Source organism: Anaerococcus sp. Marseille-Q5996 (genome assembly GCF_946893725.1).
In the GTDB taxonomy this organism is placed as follows: Bacteria; Bacillota; Clostridia; order Tissierellales; family Peptoniphilaceae; genus Anaerococcus; species Anaerococcus martiniensis.
Genome location: NZ_CAMPPE010000004.1, coordinates 1 through 18,683, shown reverse-complemented (window position 1 = coordinate 18,683; position 18,683 = coordinate 1). Strand labels below are relative to the sequence as shown.

General features: G+C 36.0%; 16 protein-coding genes, 18 tRNA genes, 1 rRNA gene and 1 other annotated feature. Of the genes, 2 read left to right on the top strand and 33 right to left on the bottom strand.

The genetic code is table 11. The features are described from left to right. Window positions 1-20 precede the first annotated feature (20 nt). The 12 genes from OC526_RS06000 to OC526_RS05945 form a co-directional block, all read right to left on the bottom strand. Entirely contained in the window at window positions 21-506 is a 486-nt protein-coding gene (locus tag OC526_RS06000; protein ID WP_262122739.1) for a hypothetical protein, read from the bottom strand. A 1-nt stretch (window position 507) separates the two neighbouring features. Continuing rightward, a complete protein-coding gene (locus OC526_RS05995) occupies window positions 508-990 on the bottom strand; it encodes a glutathione peroxidase (protein WP_262122737.1) in 483 nt (160 codons plus the stop codon). Between the two features lie 151 nt (window positions 991-1,141). Then, on the bottom strand, window positions 1,142-2,026 hold the full coding sequence (locus OC526_RS05990) for a MetQ/NlpA family ABC transporter substrate-binding protein (protein ID WP_262122735.1): 885 nt from the start codon (window positions 2,024-2,026) through the stop codon (window positions 1,142-1,144). A gap of 31 nt (window positions 2,027-2,057) precedes the next feature. Further along, window positions 2,058-2,915 (bottom strand): MetQ/NlpA family ABC transporter substrate-binding protein, encoded by an 858-nt coding sequence (locus OC526_RS05985; protein WP_262122731.1) that lies wholly within the window; start codon window positions 2,913-2,915, stop codon window positions 2,058-2,060. 10 nt (window positions 2,916-2,925) lie between these two features. Further along, window positions 2,926-3,591, bottom strand: a complete 666-nt coding sequence (locus OC526_RS05980) for a methionine ABC transporter permease (protein WP_262122730.1) — start codon at window positions 3,589-3,591, stop codon at window positions 2,926-2,928. Then, window positions 3,578-4,606, bottom strand: coding sequence for a methionine ABC transporter ATP-binding protein (locus OC526_RS05975; protein WP_262122728.1), 1,029 nt, complete (start codon window positions 4,604-4,606; stop codon window positions 3,578-3,580). Before OC526_RS05975 ends, OC526_RS05980 begins: the two co-directional genes overlap by 14 nt. Further along, the gene (locus OC526_RS05970; RefSeq protein ID WP_262122726.1) at window positions 4,599-5,804 is read right to left on the bottom strand and encodes a M20 family metallopeptidase; all 1,206 of its coding nucleotides are present in this window, start codon (window positions 5,802-5,804) and stop codon (window positions 4,599-4,601) included. Before OC526_RS05970 ends, OC526_RS05975 begins: the two co-directional genes overlap by 8 nt. A gap of 58 nt (window positions 5,805-5,862) precedes the next feature. Continuing rightward, window positions 5,863-6,096 (bottom strand) — a binding site (T-box leader). A gap of 190 nt (window positions 6,097-6,286) precedes the next feature. After that, on the bottom strand, window positions 6,287-6,928 hold the full coding sequence (locus tag OC526_RS05965; RefSeq protein WP_262122724.1) for an HD domain-containing protein: 642 nt from the start codon (window positions 6,926-6,928) through the stop codon (window positions 6,287-6,289). Next, window positions 6,921-7,619, bottom strand: a complete 699-nt coding sequence (locus OC526_RS05960) for an acyl-[acyl-carrier-protein] thioesterase (RefSeq protein ID WP_262122723.1) — start codon at window positions 7,617-7,619, stop codon at window positions 6,921-6,923. The genes OC526_RS05965 and OC526_RS05960 overlap by 8 nt, the downstream gene beginning before the upstream one ends. A 266-nt stretch (window positions 7,620-7,885) precedes the next feature. Next, the gene (gene mgtE / locus OC526_RS05955) at window positions 7,886-9,250 is read right to left on the bottom strand and encodes a magnesium transporter (RefSeq protein ID WP_262122721.1); all 1,365 of its coding nucleotides are present in this window, start codon (window positions 9,248-9,250) and stop codon (window positions 7,886-7,888) included. A gap of 17 nt (window positions 9,251-9,267) precedes the next feature. Continuing rightward, entirely contained in the window at window positions 9,268-10,638 is a 1,371-nt protein-coding gene (mgtE, locus tag OC526_RS05950) for a magnesium transporter (protein WP_262122718.1), read from the bottom strand. 11 nt (window positions 10,639-10,649) lie between these two features. Next, the gene (locus OC526_RS05945; RefSeq protein WP_262122716.1) at window positions 10,650-11,849 is read right to left on the bottom strand and encodes a S41 family peptidase; all 1,200 of its coding nucleotides are present in this window, start codon (window positions 11,847-11,849) and stop codon (window positions 10,650-10,652) included. Window positions 11,850-12,105: 256 nt separating this feature from the next. Here OC526_RS05945 and OC526_RS05940 point away from each other — a divergent pair, with 256 nt between their 5' ends. Next, window positions 12,106-12,624 (top strand): sigma-70 family RNA polymerase sigma factor, encoded by a 519-nt coding sequence (locus OC526_RS05940; RefSeq protein WP_262122714.1) that lies wholly within the window; start codon window positions 12,106-12,108, stop codon window positions 12,622-12,624. A gap of 133 nt (window positions 12,625-12,757) precedes the next feature. Further along, a complete protein-coding gene (locus OC526_RS05935) occupies window positions 12,758-13,960 on the top strand; it encodes a hypothetical protein (protein WP_262122713.1) in 1,203 nt (400 codons plus the stop codon). 48 nt (window positions 13,961-14,008) lie between these two features. On the opposite strand, the gene OC526_RS05930 is transcribed toward OC526_RS05935, so the two are convergent. The 21 genes from OC526_RS05930 to rrf all read right to left on the bottom strand — a co-directional run bounded on the left by OC526_RS05930 (window position 14,009) and on the right by rrf (window position 18,383). Next, window positions 14,009-14,230 carry a DUF2922 domain-containing protein gene (locus OC526_RS05930; RefSeq protein WP_262122712.1) on the bottom strand — a complete coding sequence of 74 codons (222 nt, stop codon included), beginning with the start codon at window positions 14,228-14,230 and terminating at the stop codon, window positions 14,009-14,011. 11 nt (window positions 14,231-14,241) lie between these two features. Then, window positions 14,242-14,427 carry a hypothetical protein gene (locus tag OC526_RS05925; RefSeq protein ID WP_262122711.1) on the bottom strand — a complete coding sequence of 62 codons (186 nt, stop codon included), beginning with the start codon at window positions 14,425-14,427 and terminating at the stop codon, window positions 14,242-14,244. 987 nt (window positions 14,428-15,414) lie between these two features. After that, window positions 15,415-15,491, bottom strand: a tRNA-Ile gene (locus OC526_RS05920). 137 nt (window positions 15,492-15,628) lie between these two features. Then, window positions 15,629-15,705: transfer RNA gene (locus OC526_RS05915), tRNA-Ile, on the bottom strand. A 25-nt stretch (window positions 15,706-15,730) separates the two neighbouring features. Beyond that, window positions 15,731-15,806, bottom strand: a tRNA-Trp gene (locus OC526_RS05910). A gap of 192 nt (window positions 15,807-15,998) precedes the next feature. Beyond that, window positions 15,999-16,074, bottom strand: a tRNA-Phe gene (locus tag OC526_RS05905). Between the two features lie 14 nt (window positions 16,075-16,088). Beyond that, window positions 16,089-16,182 (bottom strand) — tRNA-Ser (locus OC526_RS05900). A gap of 2 nt (window positions 16,183-16,184) precedes the next feature. Then, a tRNA-Ser gene (locus OC526_RS05895) sits at window positions 16,185-16,275 on the bottom strand. A 136-nt stretch (window positions 16,276-16,411) separates the two neighbouring features. Continuing rightward, window positions 16,412-16,487, bottom strand: a tRNA-Lys gene (locus tag OC526_RS05890). Between the two features lie 4 nt (window positions 16,488-16,491). Beyond that, a tRNA-Gln gene (locus OC526_RS05885) sits at window positions 16,492-16,567 on the bottom strand. A 101-nt stretch (window positions 16,568-16,668) separates the two neighbouring features. Further along, window positions 16,669-16,745 (bottom strand) — tRNA-Arg (locus OC526_RS05880). Window position 16,746: 1 nt separating this feature from the next. Next, a tRNA-Gly gene (locus OC526_RS05875) sits at window positions 16,747-16,820 on the bottom strand. Between the two features lie 59 nt (window positions 16,821-16,879). Then, a tRNA-Tyr gene (locus OC526_RS05870) sits at window positions 16,880-16,965 on the bottom strand. A gap of 66 nt (window positions 16,966-17,031) precedes the next feature. Then, window positions 17,032-17,107, bottom strand: a tRNA-Thr gene (locus OC526_RS05865). A 26-nt stretch (window positions 17,108-17,133) separates the two neighbouring features. After that, window positions 17,134-17,210, bottom strand: a tRNA-Asp gene (locus OC526_RS05860). A gap of 26 nt (window positions 17,211-17,236) precedes the next feature. Further along, window positions 17,237-17,312: transfer RNA gene (locus OC526_RS05855), tRNA-Val, on the bottom strand. 208 nt (window positions 17,313-17,520) lie between these two features. Next, window positions 17,521-17,595: transfer RNA gene (locus OC526_RS05850), tRNA-Glu, on the bottom strand. Between the two features lie 250 nt (window positions 17,596-17,845). Beyond that, window positions 17,846-17,922: transfer RNA gene (locus OC526_RS05845), tRNA-Met, on the bottom strand. 24 nt (window positions 17,923-17,946) lie between these two features. Continuing rightward, window positions 17,947-18,035: transfer RNA gene (locus OC526_RS05840), tRNA-Leu, on the bottom strand. Between the two features lie 79 nt (window positions 18,036-18,114). Continuing rightward, window positions 18,115-18,189, bottom strand: a tRNA-Asn gene (locus OC526_RS05835). Between the two features lie 77 nt (window positions 18,190-18,266). Next, window positions 18,267-18,383 (bottom strand): 5S ribosomal RNA (rrf, locus tag OC526_RS05830). Window positions 18,384-18,683 lie beyond the last annotated feature (300 nt).

The window sequence follows — 18,683 nt, the reverse complement described above, 5'->3', positions numbered from 1 at the left end:
ATTAATTTTTTTAAGTCAAGCTATAAATGCTTATGGACCTTAAATTTTTCTATGGTAAATACATCATGGCTATCTACATTTGCAATTTTTATAGCATCTTCAAACATTTGATAGTCTGATTCGTAATCATCCCTGAATACTAGGGCATGGTTGTTGTTGTATTTCAAAAATAAACCATGATACATTCCAAATTCTTCCATATATTGGATTTGCTTAATTTTTGTAACTTCATAAACTGAAATGTATAAATTATCGATTTCTATATCTGAAAGGTCAATTGCATTGTTAAATACAGCCACATTTACAGCCTCATGGATGACATCAAGACCTATATCAGATCTTGTTGGATAAATAGACCCGCTTTTTTCGTGTCTGCCATCTTTATGGACAATTACAATTACTCCATTGTTATTGCTTTTTAAACTCTCATCATATTCTTTTAAATATTTGCCAGTTTCCAAATAATATTTTATGGACTCTTTGGCAAGTTTTACTAAATCACTCATTTTATTTATCTAATAATTTTTCTATGTCGCTTGCTATATTTTCGGGTTTCTTTTGGGAGGAGTATCTATTAACAACTTTGCCCTCTTTGTCTACCAAAAATTTTGTAAAGTTCCACTTAATTTTATCACCCAAAAGTCCTCCTTGGGATTTTTTAAGATAGGTATATAGCGGATCTTCGTTTTCGCCATTTACATCTATTTTTGCAAACCTATCAAAGGTTGTACCAAATCTTGATGTACAAAAGTTTGCTATTTCTGTATCTGTGCCTGGAGCTTGTCCTCCAAATTGATTGCTAGGAAAATCTAGAATTTCAAATCCTTGATCCTTATATTTTTTATAAAGCTCTTCTAGCCCCTGATATTGAGGTGTAAAGCCGCATTCTGTTGCAGTATTTACTATTAAAAGTACTTTTCCTTTATATTTATCAAGGCTAATATCATTTCCTTTATTATCTTTTACTGTAAAATCATAAATTGTGGTCATTTTAAACTCCTTTTATTACCTATCTACTATACGTTACTTTTATAACATTTAAAGAAAAACCGTCTTTTATTAATAAATGAAAAAGCAGGAGAATTTGGCTCCTGCTTTCATGTATATTTACTATAAGGATGAGTAGTATGAAATTTTCTTATTACCAAACGCCAAATTCTGATCCCTTTGAGGATTCTTGGATTACTTCTTTTGTTCTGTCTGTGTGGAAATAGTTATCTACAATATCTTTTAGAATAGCACTGTCTTTTTTATCTTGGGTTGTAGCGATAACATTTACATAGATTTGTTTATCTGGATCGTCTTTATCTTCTAGGAAAATTGCATCTTCTGATGGTACTAGGTCAGCATCTACTGCCATTCCAGAGTTTATACAAGCAGCATCAACATCATCAAGACTTCTTGCTGTTTGTGATGAACCTAATAGGATGATTTCAAGATTTTTTGGGTTTTCTGTAATATCATCTGTTGTAATATTATCCCCATCTTTACCATTTACTTTGATAAGTCCTGCAGTTTGTAGTAGGAAAAGTGATCTTGCTGAGTTTGATGGATCATCTGGAATTGCAATTCTTGCCCCATCTTCTAGTTCACTTATATCTGTGATTTTTGAAGAATAAATTCCTAGTGGAGCTATTACTGTATCTCCTATAGCCTCTATATCTGATCCACTTTCTTCGTTAAATTGATTTAAGAATTTGTAGTGTTGGAAGGCGTTGATGTCTATATCCCCTGCTAAAAGAGCTTCGTTTGGCTCCCTGTATTCAGAAAATTTTACTAATTCTATTTTTCTGTCACTATTGTCTGAGTTGTATCTTTCGATAATGTCATCCCAAACTTCGTTGTGTTCTCCAACTACACCAACTTTTATTGTATCTTTTCCTTCTAATGGATCTGTGCTTGCTTCTTCTGTTTGTGTATTATTTTCTGCTGGTTCTGTTTGTGCTGATTCGTTATTATTTGCTCCGCATGAGCTTAGGCCTAAAATTAGGGCCAGGCCTAAGGAAATTTTGCTAAGTGTTTTCATTTTTATGTTCTCCTATTATTTTAATATTTTTTTACCAAGCTGGTACCCAAGCACCCTTTGTATATGTTTCATAGTCTTTTTTGGTTTCATCTGTTTGATAGTATTTTACAAGTTCTTTGTAAGCTTCGTTGTCTTTGTCTTCTTTTCTTGCTGCTATAACATTTACATAGATTTTTGTACCTGTTCCATGTGGATCTTCTATTGCAATTGAATCTTCAGTTGGGCTTAATCCAGCATCTAGGGCATAGTTATCATTTATAGCTGCAATAGTAACATCATCTAGGGCTCTTGCTGTTTGAGCAGCATCCATTTCAATAAATTCTAAGTTTTTTGGATTTTCTGTAATATCATCTACAGTTATTAAATCTCCAGGCTCTCCATTTACTTTTATAAGTCCTTCTTCTTGTAATAGGAATATGGCCCTTGGACCATTTGTTGGGTCATTTGGTATAGCTACCCTTGCCCCATCTTCTAATTCATCAAGGCTTTTAATTTGATTTGAGAAAAATCCTAGAGGAGCAAGCATTGTATCTCCAATTGCTACTAATTTTTCTTCACCTTGTTCTTTGTTATATTCTCCTAAGAATAAGTAGTGTTGGAAACTATTTACGTCAATATCTCCACTTGCAAGGGCTTCGTTTGGTTGAGTATAGTCAGAAAATCTAACTAGCTCTGCTTTTTTGCCAGTACCTTCTTCATATCTTTTTATAACTTCTTCCCAAACTTCATTTTTTTCGCCAACTACACCAATTTTAATTGTATCAGCTACTTCTGTTGGTGCTTTTTGTTCTGTATCTGTGTTTGCACTTTCATTTGCATTATTTGCTCCACATGAGCTTAGGCCTAGTGCTAGAGCCAAACCTAAAGTTAATTTTCCTAATTTGTTCATTATTTCCTCCTTAATGACTTGTTTTTCTTATAAGAAAATTCGCAACGCCTTGTATTATAAATACGACAACCAATATTAAAACAACACTTACAATTACAACATCGTCCTTGTAACGTTGGTAACCTACGGCAATGGCCAAATCACCAATACCACCGCCTCCGACAATACCTGCCATAGCTGTTAAACTTAAAAGAGAAATCAGAGTAATAGATGAAGCGCGTATCAAGCTTGGCAGGCCTTCTCTAAGATAAACGCTTGTTATAATTTCAAATGGTGAATTACCCATGGCTTCTGCAGCCTCAATCTTTCCTGGATCCACACTTGCAAGTGCTTGTTCAACTTGTCTTGCAAAAAATGGCACACAGGAAAATACAAGTGGCACGATTGCAGCAGTTGGACCAATTCTGGTGTTTACAATTTGTTTTGTAATTGGTGCAACTAGGGCTAGCAAAATGATAAAGGGTATGGACCTAAAAATATTAGTGACCTTATCTAAAATGCTATAAACAACTTTATTTTCCAAAATTCTGCCACGGTCTGTAACAACCATGATCACCCCAAGTATAAGTCCAAAAATCCCTGCAAATATTGCTGATACAAAAAGCATATAAAGGGTGGTTTTAAAATCTTGGAATATCCTATCTCTGATGGACCATGAATACTCAAAAAATCCCATCTTTACCTCCTAAAACTTCTACATCTACATTTTTTTCTTCTAGATAATCTCCAATTTTTCCTAAATTATCTCTATCACCTGATAAGCTTACTATTAGGTTTCCAACTGGGATGCCACTTATAAATTCAATATTTCCGGCCAATACATTTGTTTTTACACCAAATTTTTCAAAAAGATCATTGATTAGAGGCTCGGTTGTAGCAGCTCCCACATAGTTAAGTTTGACTAAAAGTTCATTATCCTTTAAGATTCCTATGTTTTGCTTAACTTCATCAATGGTTTCAGCAACATTTGTGGAAGTTTCTACAAACTCACGGGTAAGGGGGTCTTTTGGATGGGCAAATATATCTAAGGTTGATCCATTTTCTACAATTTTTCCATCTTGCATTACCGCACATTTATTGCATAGGTCTTTAACAACCTCCATTTGGTGAGTGATAATTACTATTGTAAGACCCAATTTTGCATTTAAATCCTTAAGTAGTTTTAAAATTTGCTTGGTCGTTTTTGGGTCTAGGGCGCTTGTTGCCTCATCACAAAGTAAAATTTCTGGATCTGATGCAAGGGCTCTTGCAATTGCACATCTTTGCTGTTGGCCCCCAGAAAGTTCTCTTGGATAATTATCAGCCTTATCGCCAATGCCTACTACTTCTAAAAGCTCTCTGGCCTTTTTTTCTTTTTCTTCTTTGGAGATTTTTAATTTTCTAATAGGATAAATTACATTATCCAAGACTGTTATATTATTTAAAAGATTAAAGTGCTGGAAAATCATTCCTATATTTTTTCTTTTTGCTCTTAGGTCCTTATCTGATAAGTCTAGGAGATTTTCTCCATTTATTAGAACTTCTCCAGCACTTGGTCTTTGCAAAAGATTTATTGTCCTAACTAAGGTCGATTTTCCTGCTCCGGAAAATCCTACAATGCCGTAGATGTCGTTTTTCTCAACGGTTAGGTTTACATCATCTACTGCCTTAAATCCGTCAAAATCGACGGTTATATTTTTTAAATCAATCATTGGCCCCTCCTAAAAAATCAGTGGCAAATTTTACTTGTAAGCCTACCGCATATTTGATGCCTTCTGGGTTTAGATCAAATTCTGGTGTGTGCGCTCCAGCTGTGATTCCGTTTTCCTCATCTCTTACACCAAATTTGGTATAAACTGATGGGCAAAGTCTGGAGTAGCCAAAAAACGATTCTGAACCAAAGGTTGGTTTTCCATCTCTATATGAGCCTGGATAAATGTCATTTAAAGATTTTATAACTTCATCGGCTAGGTCTGGATCATTTATGGTTGGGTAGGCAACGATGCGAGTATAATCAGAAAATTCTACTTCACACTTATGAGCCTTGGCAGTTGCTTTAGTAACTTCTTTTAAGACTTCTAGGGCATCCTCTCCAGCCTTATCATCAAAAAATCTTAATGTACCTTTGACATTACATTTATCAGGAATCACATTTGAAGCAGCTCCACCATTTATTGAACCAAGGCCAAAAGTTACTTTTTCATTTACATCTAATTGGTTAACCCAAGCTGTTGTTAGGGCTGTTACAATATTTGCTGTTGCAGTTAGTGGATTGATACATTTGTCTGGACGAGATCCGTGACCACCTTTTCCAATTACATCAAACTCAACTCCTGCACAACCAGCGTGTGATGGTCCTTTAATAACTCTTATTTCTCCAACTTCTAAAAACGAAGCTTGGTGGTTACCGTAGCAAGCATCTAATCCTTTATCCCTTAGATGCTCAACCATTGCCTCAATGCCACCGCCAGTTTCTTCACCTTCTTCAAAGATAAAATAAATTTTGCCGTCGATTTCATCTTTTAAGTCAATTAAGATTTTTGCAGTAGTTAAAAGTGTTGCCATATGTGAGTCGTGACCACAAGCATGGCTTACCCCTTCATTTTTTGACACTACCGATTTTTTAAATTTTTTATTGTATTCACTTTCATGGATTGGAAGTGCGTCTAAGTCTGTTCTAATCCCCAAAGTTTTTCCAGGTCTACCTGTATCAAGTAGGGCTGTAAAACCAGTTGTATTTGCTGCATCCTCGACTATTAGTCCAAGTTTTTCGCATTCTTTTTTTAAGTATTTTGCTGTTTGGTATTCCTTATCACTTACTTCTGGGTTTTCATGTAAGTAATTTCTCCAAGCAACAGTTTGATCAAAATACTGATCAATTTTTGATTTTATAATTTCATTATTGCTCATTTCTTATCCCTTCCTAAAATAGGCCATAAAAAAACGCCCCTAAATTCTAATCATAGAATTTAAGGACGATATAATTCGCGTTACCACCTTAATTTATGCATACTCACGCATACATACACTCATCAAGTACTATCATACTCTACTTCTGTAACGGGAAGTCCCGTGTGAATCTAACTATCGACTCACCCCAAGAAAAGGCCATCTTCATCTAAACTTTTATCCACCCATCTCACCAAAACTGGGCTCTCTGTAGAATGTCCATCTAGACTACTCTTCTTCTCATATGGTTTTGTAAAACTATTTGCTAAATAAATATTACCACGCCTTAAAATAAATGTCAAATACTTTTTTTAAAATTTATTAAAAATTTTGTATTATATTCATTTTTCAATATCCAAAAAAATGTTGGAGGCAGGGCTGCCTCCAACGGGTGGTAAAATAAATTCACTAATAATATACACCCGCAGGGCTCATTTGCAAGTTTATAGTCCACTTTCCCTAAAATACTTATAAGGGAATTTGTACCATCTAGGATTTGGCAAATAATTTTCAATAGGTATTGCTAATTTTTTGCTAAAATATTCTTCTAGCTCATAAAGTTTTTGCTTCCTCTCTTCAAAATATGGATTTGATCCATGTTTTTCTAAGACACCAGCTGCTCGTTTCTCAACCCCTAGATACCTTGTTTTAATAACCCCATCCAAAAATTGGATTAAAAGGTCATAGTCATTGTATTCATTAAATTTTAAAAAATCGCCTATAAATTCTTTTTTATCATCTGAAATATTCCAATCTCCCACATAGGCATCTACATTTTTTATCTGAAAGCTATGGGTTAGGGCAATACGGGCTGGGAAAAAATATGAATCAGCCTTTAAAATCTTATAGCCCTCATAAAAATGCTCAGCATTCTTTGCCCCAGTTGACTTGCCAATATCATGGAGGGCTCCACAAGCAAAGGCAATATCTGAATCAAGTCCTAGTTCAGGAGCCATTTTTTGAGCAGTTTTGCCAATGGTCCATAAGTGTAAGACCCATTTGCCAGGATTTTTTTCGTACCCTTCTTCTAAATAAGCTATTATTTTGTCTTTGTTTGGAATATTTCCATATCCATCTTTATACATTTCTTATAATCTTCCCATAGGTGTAAATTTTATCATCTTCACTAGACCTTAGCCTATAATCAATGACATTATCATATGTAGTGTATTCACCAATTACCGAATCTTTATTCCTAATTTCATTCTTATAAACAATATTAAAAAATTTAATATCTTTCGTGTTTAACTTACACAAATCATAAATATAGTCAAAGTATACGGCATTGTTTACATGAAAATTGCTATCAATATCTGTATATCTTATCATAATTTCCTTGGTATTTTCAAAGTCTTTTTTATAGGTCAAGTCTGGCTTTTCATATATCAATTCTTCTTTTTCATTGGCTTCATTTTGGTTAGGGCTCATCTTTATAGGACGCATCCTATCAACATCTATAAGCAAAAATACCCCATAGGCCCTAGCAACCAGCTCTCCCTTAAAGCTTACTTCTACATTTCTGTGGGCATAAAATTTATTTATATCTACTATATGAGTTGTTACTTCTATCTCCTGGTTATAAGTTACAGGGCTTATAAGTTCGATATCCCAAGAGTAAACAATCCACCTATATTTTTGCTTATCTAAATCTTTATCTAGGATATAAGAATGAGTCAGAGAAACATCTCCCATAATGCTGACCAAGTTTCTTAAAGATAAATTTTCATATCTATCGCATAACATATATGGTATTTTTATTTTTTTACTATAAGACATATAATCCTTCTTTCTAAAATCATTATAGTTTATGACTAATTTTTTGCAAAATAAAATCACACCAGTTTAGGTGTGATTCTTATATTTTAATAATAAGTAAATCAAAAAGTAAGTGAACTGTTCGGAAAAAATTTCAATAATTTCAATTTGAAGATTTTCGTCACAAAATCGCTCTGTCTGAGCGCAAGCGAGTTTGCAATTTTAGAAAATTGAGAATATGAAATTATAAATTTTTGTAGTCAGTTTAGCGTCTTTTGATTTATATACTATATCCCAGGAATAATCATCTGAGCAATAGTAAAGTAGACAATTAGTGATAGGGAGTCTACTATGGTAGAAATAAGTGGACTTGCCATAATGGCTGGGTCAAATCCTAGTTTTTCTGCACCCATTGGTAAAAGTGAACCAACTGCCTTTGCTAAAACTACTATAAATACTATTGTAAGTCCTACAATAAGTGATACATCCATAGCAACCTTATCAAAGAAATAACATTTTAAAAACGCTACAAATCCAAGGGCTAGTCCGCAAATAAATCCAACTGTGATTTCTTTTAAAACAACTTTTGCCCAGTCTCTTGGTTCCACATCATCAGTTGCCATAGCACGAATTACAAGGGTTGATGCCTGGCTACCAGCATTACCACCACTGTCTGTAAGCATTGGCACAAACATATTTAGGGCAATAACTGCTTGAACTATATGTTGGTAGCTTTTTAGGATTGTTGATGTAAATGTTGCTGAAATCATCAAAAACATTAGCCAAGGAATTCTGTTTTTTGCTAGAGAAATGGGTGTTCTTTTTGAATAATCTTCCTCATCTGGTGTGGTCGCAGCAATACGTTGGAAGTCCTCGGTTGCCTCTTGTTCGATAATCCACATAATATCATCAACAGTTATCAGTCCCACAAGACGATTTGTACGGTCAACTACTGGCAGGGCTGTAAAACCGTATTTTTGGAAGGTGCGGGCTACATCCTCTTGGTCATCAGTAGTTTCTACTGTGATAACATCTTGGTACATCAAATCATCTATAAGGGTGTCTGGTTTGTTGGTTACAATGGATCTTAGGGAAACATAACCCAAAATTTCCTTGGTAGGGCTTGTGACATAGCAAGTATAAAGGGTAACCATGTCATGTCCTACTTTTTTGATATGGGCTAGGGCATCCTTTACGGTCATATATGGTTTTAATTCAACAAATTCTGTTGTCATTAGCCTACCAGCAGAATCTTCTGGGAATTTTAAATATTCATTTACCAAATCACGGGTTTCTTTGTCAGATGATTTTAAGATTCTTTGGACCATAGCCGCTGGCATTTCTTCCAAGGTATCAATCATATCATCAAAGTTTAGCTCATCTAAAAGCTCTTTAAACTCACGTTCATGCAAACCCTTTTGAAGTTTTTCTTTTTCTTCACTTTCTAGTTCCGCAAAAACTTCTACTGCATCATCTTTTTTAAGGAGTCTAAAGACAACTAGGGCTTCTTCAGCTGATAATTCTTCGATAAATTCTACTATATCAACTGGGTTTGTACGCCTTAGAAGTTCTGCAAGTTCATTTGGTCTTTTCTTTTCTAATAGATATCTAAGTTCAGTTAGCCTATTTTCTGTAGATTTGTATGTGTACATATTTTGCGCCTCCCTTCTTAGATATTAAGTCCTGGTAATATGGCTTGGGCAATGTTAAAGTAAACAATTAGTCCAAGTGAGTCTACGATTGTTGTAATTAAAGGACTTGCCATGATTGCTGGATCTGCCCCAAGTTTTTGTGCAACAATTGGTAAAAGCGAACCAATAGCTTTTGCTAGAACTACTATTGCAAGAATTGTAAATGCAACAACTAGGGCTACATTCATAGCGACCTTATCAAGGAAATAGCATTTTAAAAATGCTACTGCACCGAGGGCTAGACCACATATAAGTCCAACTGTGATTTCTTTTAAAACAACTTTTGCCCAATCACTAGGCTCTATATCATGGGTTGCCATGGCACGGATTACAAGGGTTGATGCCTGGCTACCAGCATTACCACCAGAACCGGTAAGCATTGGTATAAACATATTTAGGGCAATTACTGTTTGGATAACATCTTCATATCTTTTTAGTATGGTTGATGTAAAGGCTCCTGAGATCATAAGAAACATCAGCCAGGGTATCCTGTTTTTTGCAAGAGCCCAAGCAGAAGTCTTGGAATAATCAGCCTCATCTGGTGTAGTACCGGCTATACGTTGGAAATCTTCTGTATCTTCTTGTTCGATGATCCACATGATGTCATCAACGGTGATAATTCCTACTAATCTGTTGGTATTATCAACAACTGGCAAGGCTGTAAAACCGTATTTTTGGAAGGTGTGGGCTACGTCTTCTTGGTCATCTGTGGTATGAACGTAGATAACATCTTCAAACATTAGCTCAGAAATCTTTGTATCCGGCTCACGGGTTACTATCATCCTAAGGGATACATAGCCTAAGAGTTTGTGGGTATGATCTGTTACATAGCAAGTGTAGACAGTTACCTTATCCTTGCCCACTTCTTCAAGCATGGCTAGGGTTTCTTCTACTGTCATATCTGCCTTTACTTCCACAAACTCGGTTGTCATCAGCGTGCCGGCTGAGTATTCTGGGAACTGAAGGTATTCATTAACCAAATCACGGGTTTCATTGTCTGATGATTTTAGGATTTCTTGGACCATGGTTGCTGGCATTTCTTCGAGGGTATCAATCATATCATCAAAGTTTAGCTCATCCAAAAGTTCCTTAAATTCGTCTTCATTTAAACTTGCTTGTAGTTTTTCCTTATCTTCTTGGTCAAGTTCTGCAAAAACTTCTACAGCATCTTCTTTGCTAAGAAGTCTAAATATGACCAGGGCTTCTTCTGCTGGTAAGTCTTCGATAAATTCTACTATATCAACTGGGTTGGTCCTGTTAAGGAGATCGGATAGTTCGGTTAAATTCTTATTTTCTAATAGATAAGTAAGTTCTACTATCCTTTCTTCGTTTGATTTATATTTTTCCATAAATCATCTCCTTATTCTAGTTCTTTTAGTAGTTCGTTTAAGGCACTTACAAATTGTTTGTCATTTTTAAAGTCCATTTTGTTTAAATCAAGCTTTTCATCACTTTTTACTTCAATATCTGGAGTTACCCCAACCTTATTTATTTGAGTTCCATTTGGTGTGAAATATTCGCTAATAGTGATTTTTGCACCAGCACCATTGTCTAGGGTAAATACTTTTTGAACAACACCCTTACCAAATGATTGGCTACCTATGACTTTTGCACGACCCCTATCTTTCATAGCCCCTGCTAGGATTTCGCTGGCAGATGCTGAGTTTTCGTTTTGTAATATAGTCAATGGTATGTCACTTGCATTTGCATCAGATTTTTCTGTCACAACATTACCTTTTTTATCCTTGGTTGTCACAATGACACCCTCATCTAGGAAATTATCAGCAATATTTATAACTACATCCAAGGCACCACCTGGATTGTTTCTCACATCTAGGATAAGGCCGTCTATGTCTTGAGCCATAAGTTTGCTATAAGAATCTGAAAAGTCTTGCCAGGTTATATCATCAAAGGCTTTGATGTGGATATATCCGATTTTTTTGCCACGTACTTCTAGGATATCATCATCAATGGTATCTACATTAACATCCCTACGAGTAACTTTAACGTCAAATTCCTTGCTATTAGTCTTGCCCTCTTCAGTTCTTAAAATAGTAAGGTTCACATCTGTACCAGATTCACCCTTGATTTCAGCCACTGCCTCCTCAAGTTGGTTGGCTCCATAAGCCTCACCATTTACTTTTATAATATAGTCTCCAGATTGGATACCAGCTTCTTTGGCAGGAGAATTATCAAAAACAGAAACCGCCTTTATATATCCTTCCTTGCTGGCTTGGACAGAGACCCCTATGCCTGTGTAGCGTCCATTTAGAGCCTCCATAAGTTTTTTGAACTCATCTGGTGTGTAATAGGCTGTATATGGGTCTCCAAGATTTGCAAACATTCCCTTTAATGACCCCTCATATATTTGATCCTCTTCATAATCAAATAAAAAGTTCTGATCGAGTAAACTTTTTAGCCCTTCCATTTCAGCAATATGCTCTACATCTCTACTGCTAGAAGTGGAGGTCAAACTTGCGTTTTGTCCTAGGGTAAAACCAGTAAATCCAACACCTGCTACCAAGATTAGAGCAAGCAAAAATTTTCCAAACTTTTTCATAAATCCTCCTTGAATTTTTTTCTAAGATAAATCCTAAAAAAAGGCAATAATAATAAAATTATACTATTTTTAACCCATAACATAAAGCTTTTTGCCTTTTACTTCCTACCCCACATTTACCCTTAATCAAAATCCCTTTAGCAAGATTTTTCCTTTATTTTAAGCCATTTATCCAATTAAACTTTTTACCAAATTTGTTTTATCATATCCATGTCGACAAAAATAAAAATAAGCGCGCGCTTTGAAAGGTTATAATATGAAAATATCTTTAGACAATTCAAAGCAAATTATTGATGCTTACATGCCATTAATCATAGCCAATGCTAGGAAATTCTCAGCATTTGAATATGAAGAAGCAGTTGATCAATCAAAGATTTTATTAATTGAGGCAATCTTAGAATATGATGAGCAAAAAGGAACTTTTGGTAATTTTTTAAAGAAAAAACTTTATTACTATTTTCTAGATGAGGCCAAGAAAATAAATTCCAGTTCTCTAGATGATTTTGATAGAGATGGCAATCCGCTTATAGAAAGTCTTGAGGATGATTATGATTTTGAGAAGGAATTTCTAGATAACGAAGATAATAAAATCCTTTACCAAAAGATAAATCAACTCCCAAATGACCTTAAAACCATAATCTACAATAAGTTTTTCTTAGATATGACAAATAAAGAAATAGGAGAAAAGATGAATATTTCCTCAAAAACAGTCGCCAATAAATCATCCATGTCTCTTAAAATATTAAAGGAAAATATGGGAAAACACGGCATTTAAAGGAGGGTCATAGGTCCTCAAAACTTTACATAAATTTTACAAATACTTTAGTAAGTAAATTAATTAATTAGGGTAAGAATTTAGCAAAATAATCAGGATGTAGCAATAGATAATATATGAAAAGGAGTTATTTATGAAAACTAAAAATTATCTAGCCCTAGTCCTTTCCTGTGGACTAATCCTAAGCGGCACAAGTTATGCTTATGCAAGTGATGTAGATACTGATATTGAAAATCCAGCAGAGGTCACAGAACCAGTTGTAGTTCCTGAAGCTAATTCAGAAATAGTAGAAACAATCGATGAAAATCCAGAAGAAACTACGAATCTAGAAGCAAGTGAAGATTCTGAAACAACTGAAAATGAAGAAACACCTGATGATACAGAAACAACTAGTGAACAACCAGTAGAAGAAGAAAATCAAGACCCAGCAATAGATGATAGCCAAGAACAAGTAAAGCAAAAACGTGAAGAACTAAAACAAGCTATAGAAATAGCTAAAGAACTTAAAAATGATGACCTTTACAAAAACGAATCAGATGAAGTAAGAAATAATTTCGACGATGCAATTCTTCAAGCAGAAGAAGTTTACAAAAAAGAAGATGCAAATCTTGATGACCTACAAAATGCCATCGACCTTTTAAACTACGCTAAAAGCCAATTAGGTCCAAAAGTTCAACCATACGCGGCAGAAGAAGAACCAGAAAAAGAAATCACAAGCCAAAGAGTTTTAAGCTATAGCTATCCATCATCCTACTTTTACGATTATTGGTATGATGGACTAAGCTATAAATATTATCCATATAGTGACTACTATTACGATTACTATCCATCATATTATTATAGATACTATCCATATAGCAGATATTACTATGATTACGATTATGATTACGATTATGACTATTATTACTACCCATCAAGCTATTACAAATATTATACAATAGACGGATTAACATATAAATATTATCCATATTCAAGCTACTATTATAGCAAATACTATCCATACTACTATAAATATCTATACTATCCAGTGACAATAGACTATGCTAGCCTAACAAGTCCAATAACTGAATCAGAAGATATAATTGTAGGCTCTAGTTTTACAACAATAGAAGCAGGCACTTACAAAAGAAGTGAACTAAAAGAAAAACGTGAACAATTACAAAATTCAATCAATAAAAATAAAGAAACAGTAAAAGCAGCAAATCTTTTAACAAGAACTATGCCAAATTTTGCAAATACAAATAAAGAAAAATTAGCAAAATTAATTAGTGATTCCAAAACAGCTCAATATAAGGCTCAAGCAGCAGTTAATGAACTAGATGAGATTTTAAAATAAAAATAACCCCAAGATCCTAGATGGATTTTGGGGTTTATTTTTTTAAAATTATGCAATTTCTAATTCTCTTTTAGTAACAGTCTCAAGCTCAGCCTTGTCCTTCAGTGTTACAACACCATGTTTTGTAACAAGAACAGTTGAAGCAAGCATCCTATCCATAGCAGCCTTTAACTCACTAGGATTATAATCATTTCTAGGATAATCAACAGAAACTGATTTTTGATTTAAAGATGCATCCTTAAAATACAATTTTAATTTTCTATTAGCCATTTATATCCTCCTTAAAGTAATTCCAATCTAATAAGATAAACTTCCACATCACTAGCATCAGAAAGAGAAGTATATGCAAGTGCAAAATCTTTTATTTGTTCTTCTGAAGCATTTTCATTGATTTTAGAAAAAGTTTTAGTAACCTTCCTAATCACTCCATCAGTAGATGTAGATTTAAATTTGATTTGTAATTTCATATTTCCTCCATTAGTCTTTAAAATTTTTATTGTGTAGTGGCCCTACACTTATATATAGAAAAAAATGGAGAATCTTCCCGAATAAATTTTGAAACCATGTAAATAAGTACACTTGACCAATATAAAATAAATTAGTGGATAAGTCGAGTTATAAAAAACCAATTTGATAAATCACCCATGGTTATTAGTATTATAGACTTCATTTTTAAAAAAATAGATGGACGCATCTAAAGCTTTGAAATGAACCTTGCAAATCTAAAGAACCTTTAGGATCACTCATAACTGGTAAGTAAAAAAGAGGATTAGGCAATTAAAAAGAAAAGCATAATCAAAAATGGTGCTAGTTTGGTGGGCCTCCAGGGGCTTAAACCCTGTGATCTGATAAAAGCCCTAAAATGGGCTTTTATCCCGAAAACTAAGTGCAGAGCACGTAAAAGCTTCGATAGAAGCGAGTTTTCGTGTCCCCTATGGGGTGGAAAGTCTAAGAGACTTTTCATTTTCGTGGTGAACGTAGTGAACCCGAAAAACTGTTATGAGCTACTCATAATCGGTATGTGGATTCTAAATATTATGTATATATAAAGAAAAGCACCATCAAAGATGGTGCTAGTCTGGTGGGCCTCCAGGGCTCGAACACTGTGACCCAGTCCCGGTAGGGTTTTAAATGATCGAATTTAAAATCTTTGAGATGAGCGATAGCGAATCCAAAGAACTGTTATGAGTCGAAAGGCTCATAACCGATACTTCAAACAAAGATATATGTAGATAATAAGAAAGGCACCCGTAAAGGGTGCCAAACTTGGTGGTCCTCCAGGGGTTCGACGCCTGTGACTAAGTCCCCTGTGTGGTGGAAAGTCTGAAAGACTTTTCATTTTCGTGGTGAACGTAGTGAACCCGAAAAACTGTTATGAGCTACTCATAACCGGTATGTGGATTCTAGATATTATGTATATATAAATAAAAGCACCATCAAAGATGGTGCTACTCTGGTGGGCCTCCAGGGGCTCGAACCCTGGACCTACCGGTTATGAGCCGGGCGCTCTAACCAACTGAGCTAGAGGCCCAAAAAAAATGAAACACGTCACGATTAAATACCTTAATAAATAATCGTCGGCTTGCTGACAAAGTTGTTAAACAACTTTGAAACGCCGCGACGTCTGACCTTCATACCATTTGTTTCACAAATGGTGATAGGTCATAATGGTGGACCTGAGTAGACTCGAACTACCGACCTCACGCTTATCAGGCGTGCGCTCTAACCACCTGAGCTACAGGTCCATAAAAAATTATAATAAGTTTTTGTTGGCAGGGGAGACAGGACTTGAACCCGCGACATCCGGTTTTGGAGACCGACGTTCTACCAGCTGAACTACTCCCCTATATTTTTTAAAAAAATAAGACCCTATATTGTAATTCCCACAATTGTGCGGGCCATTACTTGTAGGGTCCTCAGCACTTTGTGCTTGCGGTATTTCGCGCTGAAGCGCGAGGCCTCTTCTGGCCGGCCAGGCCAGTATCGCCTAAGGCGACCATTTCATGGAGAGTGCTCCATCAGCCGCACAGGCTTTTATTGGTGCCCAGAGGCGGAATCGAACCACCGACACGAGGATTTTCAGTCCTCTGCTCTACCGACTGAGCTATCTGGGCATAATATATTTTATTGGCGGAGAAGGAGGGATTTGAACCCTCGCATCCCTTTTGAAAGGATCTACTCCCTTAGCAGGGGAGCCTCTTCAGCCACTTGAGTACTTCTCCATTGGCGGAGAGGAAGGGATTCGAACCCTTGTGAGCCGAAAGACTCTAACGGTTTTCAAGACCGCCCCGTTATGACCGCTTCGGTACCTCTCCATATGTAATTATTAATAAATTTATATTATATTGTAAGTAATCAAATGGCTAAAAGATTCAAAGCCAATTTAATTGACTTTCGCCTATTATTTTGTATTAGATTAGCCTATCTCAAACGAAATAGGCTTTTCTAATTTGGTGACCCATCGGAGATTCGAACTCCGGACACCCTGATTAAAAGTCAGGTGCTCTACCGGCTGAGCTAATGGATCATATTGGCTGGGATAGCAGGACTCGAACCTACGCATACCAGAGTCAAAGTCTGGTGCCTTACCGACTTGGCTATATCCCAAAGATAGTTGTTTAATGCAGTAACAAAATATATTATACCACACTTTTATAAAATAACCAAATTTTTCGTAAGGTTTTTTAATATATCTAGAAGATATATTGTGGCGCGCCCTCCAGGATTCGAACCTGGGACACACGGATTAGAAGTCCGTTGCTCTATCCAGCTGAGCTAAGGGCGCATGGAGCGGGTGAAGGGAATCGAACCCTCGCAACCAGCTTGGAAGGCTGGGGCTCTACCACTGAGCTACACCCGCAATATGCGGATAATAATGGTAAAACAAATTTTATCAATCATTAAGTCCTAAAAGTTAAATGGTGGGGATGAGCGGATTCGAACCACTGAAAGCAAAGCTAACGGATTTACAGTCCGTCCCATTTGGCCAACTCTGGAACATCCCCAAAAATTATTTTTTTGCTAAAGAATTTCATATTCATTATCTCACTTCTTTAATTAAAGAAGTGATTTGGAGCTGATGATAGGACTTGAACCTACAACCTATTGATTACAAATCAATTGCTCTGCCAATTGAGCTACATCAGCACATTGGATCACTATTGCAATCCAAATGGCGACTCGGATGGGATTCGAACCCACGACCTCCGCCGTGACAGGGCGGCATTCTAACCAGCTGAACTACCGAGCCATATTTTTAGCTAAACAAGTAATAAATGGTGGAAGTAACAGGGCTCGAACCTGTGACCCCCTGCTTGTAAGGCAGATGCTCTCCCAACTGAGCTATACTTCCATATTTACCTAATAAATAAGATGAAGAATCTGTAAAACGGAGTCTGGGATTCGTAACCAGTCCCTTATAGGGTGGAAAGTACAAAGTAATTTTCATTTTCGAGATAAATCAAAGCGTAAGCTATTGATGAATCCGAAAAACTTACCACCGTCGGTGGTATCCCCGTTAAACGAAAACTATCTCTTTTATATAAAGGCAAAAATAATAGTGGTGACCCTACCGGGATTCGAACCCGGGATACCACCGTGAAAGGGTGGTGTCTTAACCGCTTGACCATAGGGCCTTATAAAAATTGTATAATATATAATATAACTTTTGAAGCTACGCTTCAAGATGTCTTAGTCGGCTCCGTTTACCAAATCAAAGATTTGGAGTGCTCTTTTAGCCGCACGGGCTAATTGCGACATTTGACCTACCATCAATCCAACTTTGTTGTATTGGGTTAGGATCAAGAAACCGCTTGACCATAGGCCTTATTAAACGACTTAATAAGTATATCATATTTTTTTATACTATGCAAGTTTTTTATGTAATGGTTGCGGGAGCAGGATTTGAACCTACGACCTTCGGGTTATGAGCCCGACGAGCTACCAAACTGCTCCATCCCGCGTCATATAGGATAAACCATATAAGTTGGTGCCGAGGACCGGAATCGAACCGGTACGATGTTTGACCATCGCAGGATTTTAAGTCCTGTGCGTCTGCCAGTTCCGCCACCCCGGCATAAAAAACTTAAATTTAGATTTTATTAGATTTTTTTTACTTCAATATTACTTATGAAATATAAAAGATAAAATCTAATTGGCGCTCAGGGTGGGACTCGAACCCACAACCTACCGGTTAACAGCCGGGTGCTCCACCATTGAGCTACCTAAGCATATAATTTTTATACTTAACATATTTTTAGTATTCATGTAATACTTTACTAGCCATATTGGCTAGTATGTATTAGATGTTTAGCAACTTCCTACTCTACCGGGAGGTCACCCTCCGAGTACCATCGGCGTTAGTAAGCTTAACTTCTGTGTTCGGTATGGGAACAGGTGTATCCTTACTGCCATCGTCACTATATTATGACCTAACCCGAAAACTTGTTTTCGCTGGTAGGTCAGATGTCGCGCAGTCCAAATTTTTGATTTGGCTAACGGAGCCGACGCTTCCAACTTAAATTTAGGTTAGTATTTTCGAACCTTCTAAATAGCAGTCTATCTATTTTTAGATAAACCCTACTCTATCCTAAGTCTACGCCGTAAATTGTACTCAAGCTGCTTAACGCACCTTGAAGAATTCTGGCGGCTGACCTACCATCCATTTTACTTAGTAAAATAGTGTTAGGGACAAGCAATAGCAATCAATATTTCCAGTCAAGAT

Excerpts from the sequence above, each read along its gene's own strand:
- OC526_RS06000 (WP_262122739.1), bottom strand. The coding sequence starts at position 506 with ATGAGTGATTTAGTAAAACTTGCCAAAGAGTCCATAAAATATTATTTG.
- OC526_RS05995 (WP_262122737.1), bottom strand. The coding sequence starts at position 990 with ATGACCACAATTTATGATTTTACAGTAAAAGATAATAAAGGAAATGAT.
- OC526_RS05990 (WP_262122735.1), bottom strand. The coding sequence starts at position 2,026 with ATGAAAACACTTAGCAAAATTTCCTTAGGCCTGGCCCTAATTTTAGGC.
- OC526_RS05985 (WP_262122731.1), bottom strand. The coding sequence starts at position 2,915 with ATGAACAAATTAGGAAAATTAACTTTAGGTTTGGCTCTAGCACTAGGC.
- OC526_RS05980 (WP_262122730.1), bottom strand. The coding sequence starts at position 3,591 with ATGGGATTTTTTGAGTATTCATGGTCCATCAGAGATAGGATATTCCAA.
- OC526_RS05975 (WP_262122728.1), bottom strand. The coding sequence starts at position 4,606 with ATGATTGATTTAAAAAATATAACCGTCGATTTTGACGGATTTAAGGCA.
- OC526_RS05970 (WP_262122726.1), bottom strand. The coding sequence starts at position 5,804 with ATGAGCAATAATGAAATTATAAAATCAAAAATTGATCAGTATTTTGAT.
- OC526_RS05965 (WP_262122724.1), bottom strand. The coding sequence starts at position 6,928 with ATGTATAAAGATGGATATGGAAATATTCCAAACAAAGACAAAATAATA.
- OC526_RS05960 (WP_262122723.1), bottom strand. The coding sequence starts at position 7,619 with ATGTCTTATAGTAAAAAAATAAAAATACCATATATGTTATGCGATAGA.
- mgtE (WP_262122721.1), bottom strand. The coding sequence starts at position 9,250 with ATGTACACATACAAATCTACAGAAAATAGGCTAACTGAACTTAGATAT.
- mgtE (WP_262122718.1), bottom strand. The coding sequence starts at position 10,638 with ATGGAAAAATATAAATCAAACGAAGAAAGGATAGTAGAACTTACTTAT.
- OC526_RS05945 (WP_262122716.1), bottom strand. The coding sequence starts at position 11,849 with ATGAAAAAGTTTGGAAAATTTTTGCTTGCTCTAATCTTGGTAGCAGGT.
- OC526_RS05940 (WP_262122714.1), top strand. The coding sequence starts at position 12,106 with ATGAAAATATCTTTAGACAATTCAAAGCAAATTATTGATGCTTACATG.
- OC526_RS05935 (WP_262122713.1), top strand. The coding sequence starts at position 12,758 with ATGAAAACTAAAAATTATCTAGCCCTAGTCCTTTCCTGTGGACTAATC.
- OC526_RS05930 (WP_262122712.1), bottom strand. The coding sequence starts at position 14,230 with ATGGCTAATAGAAAATTAAAATTGTATTTTAAGGATGCATCTTTAAAT.
- OC526_RS05925 (WP_262122711.1), bottom strand. The coding sequence starts at position 14,427 with ATGAAATTACAAATCAAATTTAAATCTACATCTACTGATGGAGTGATT.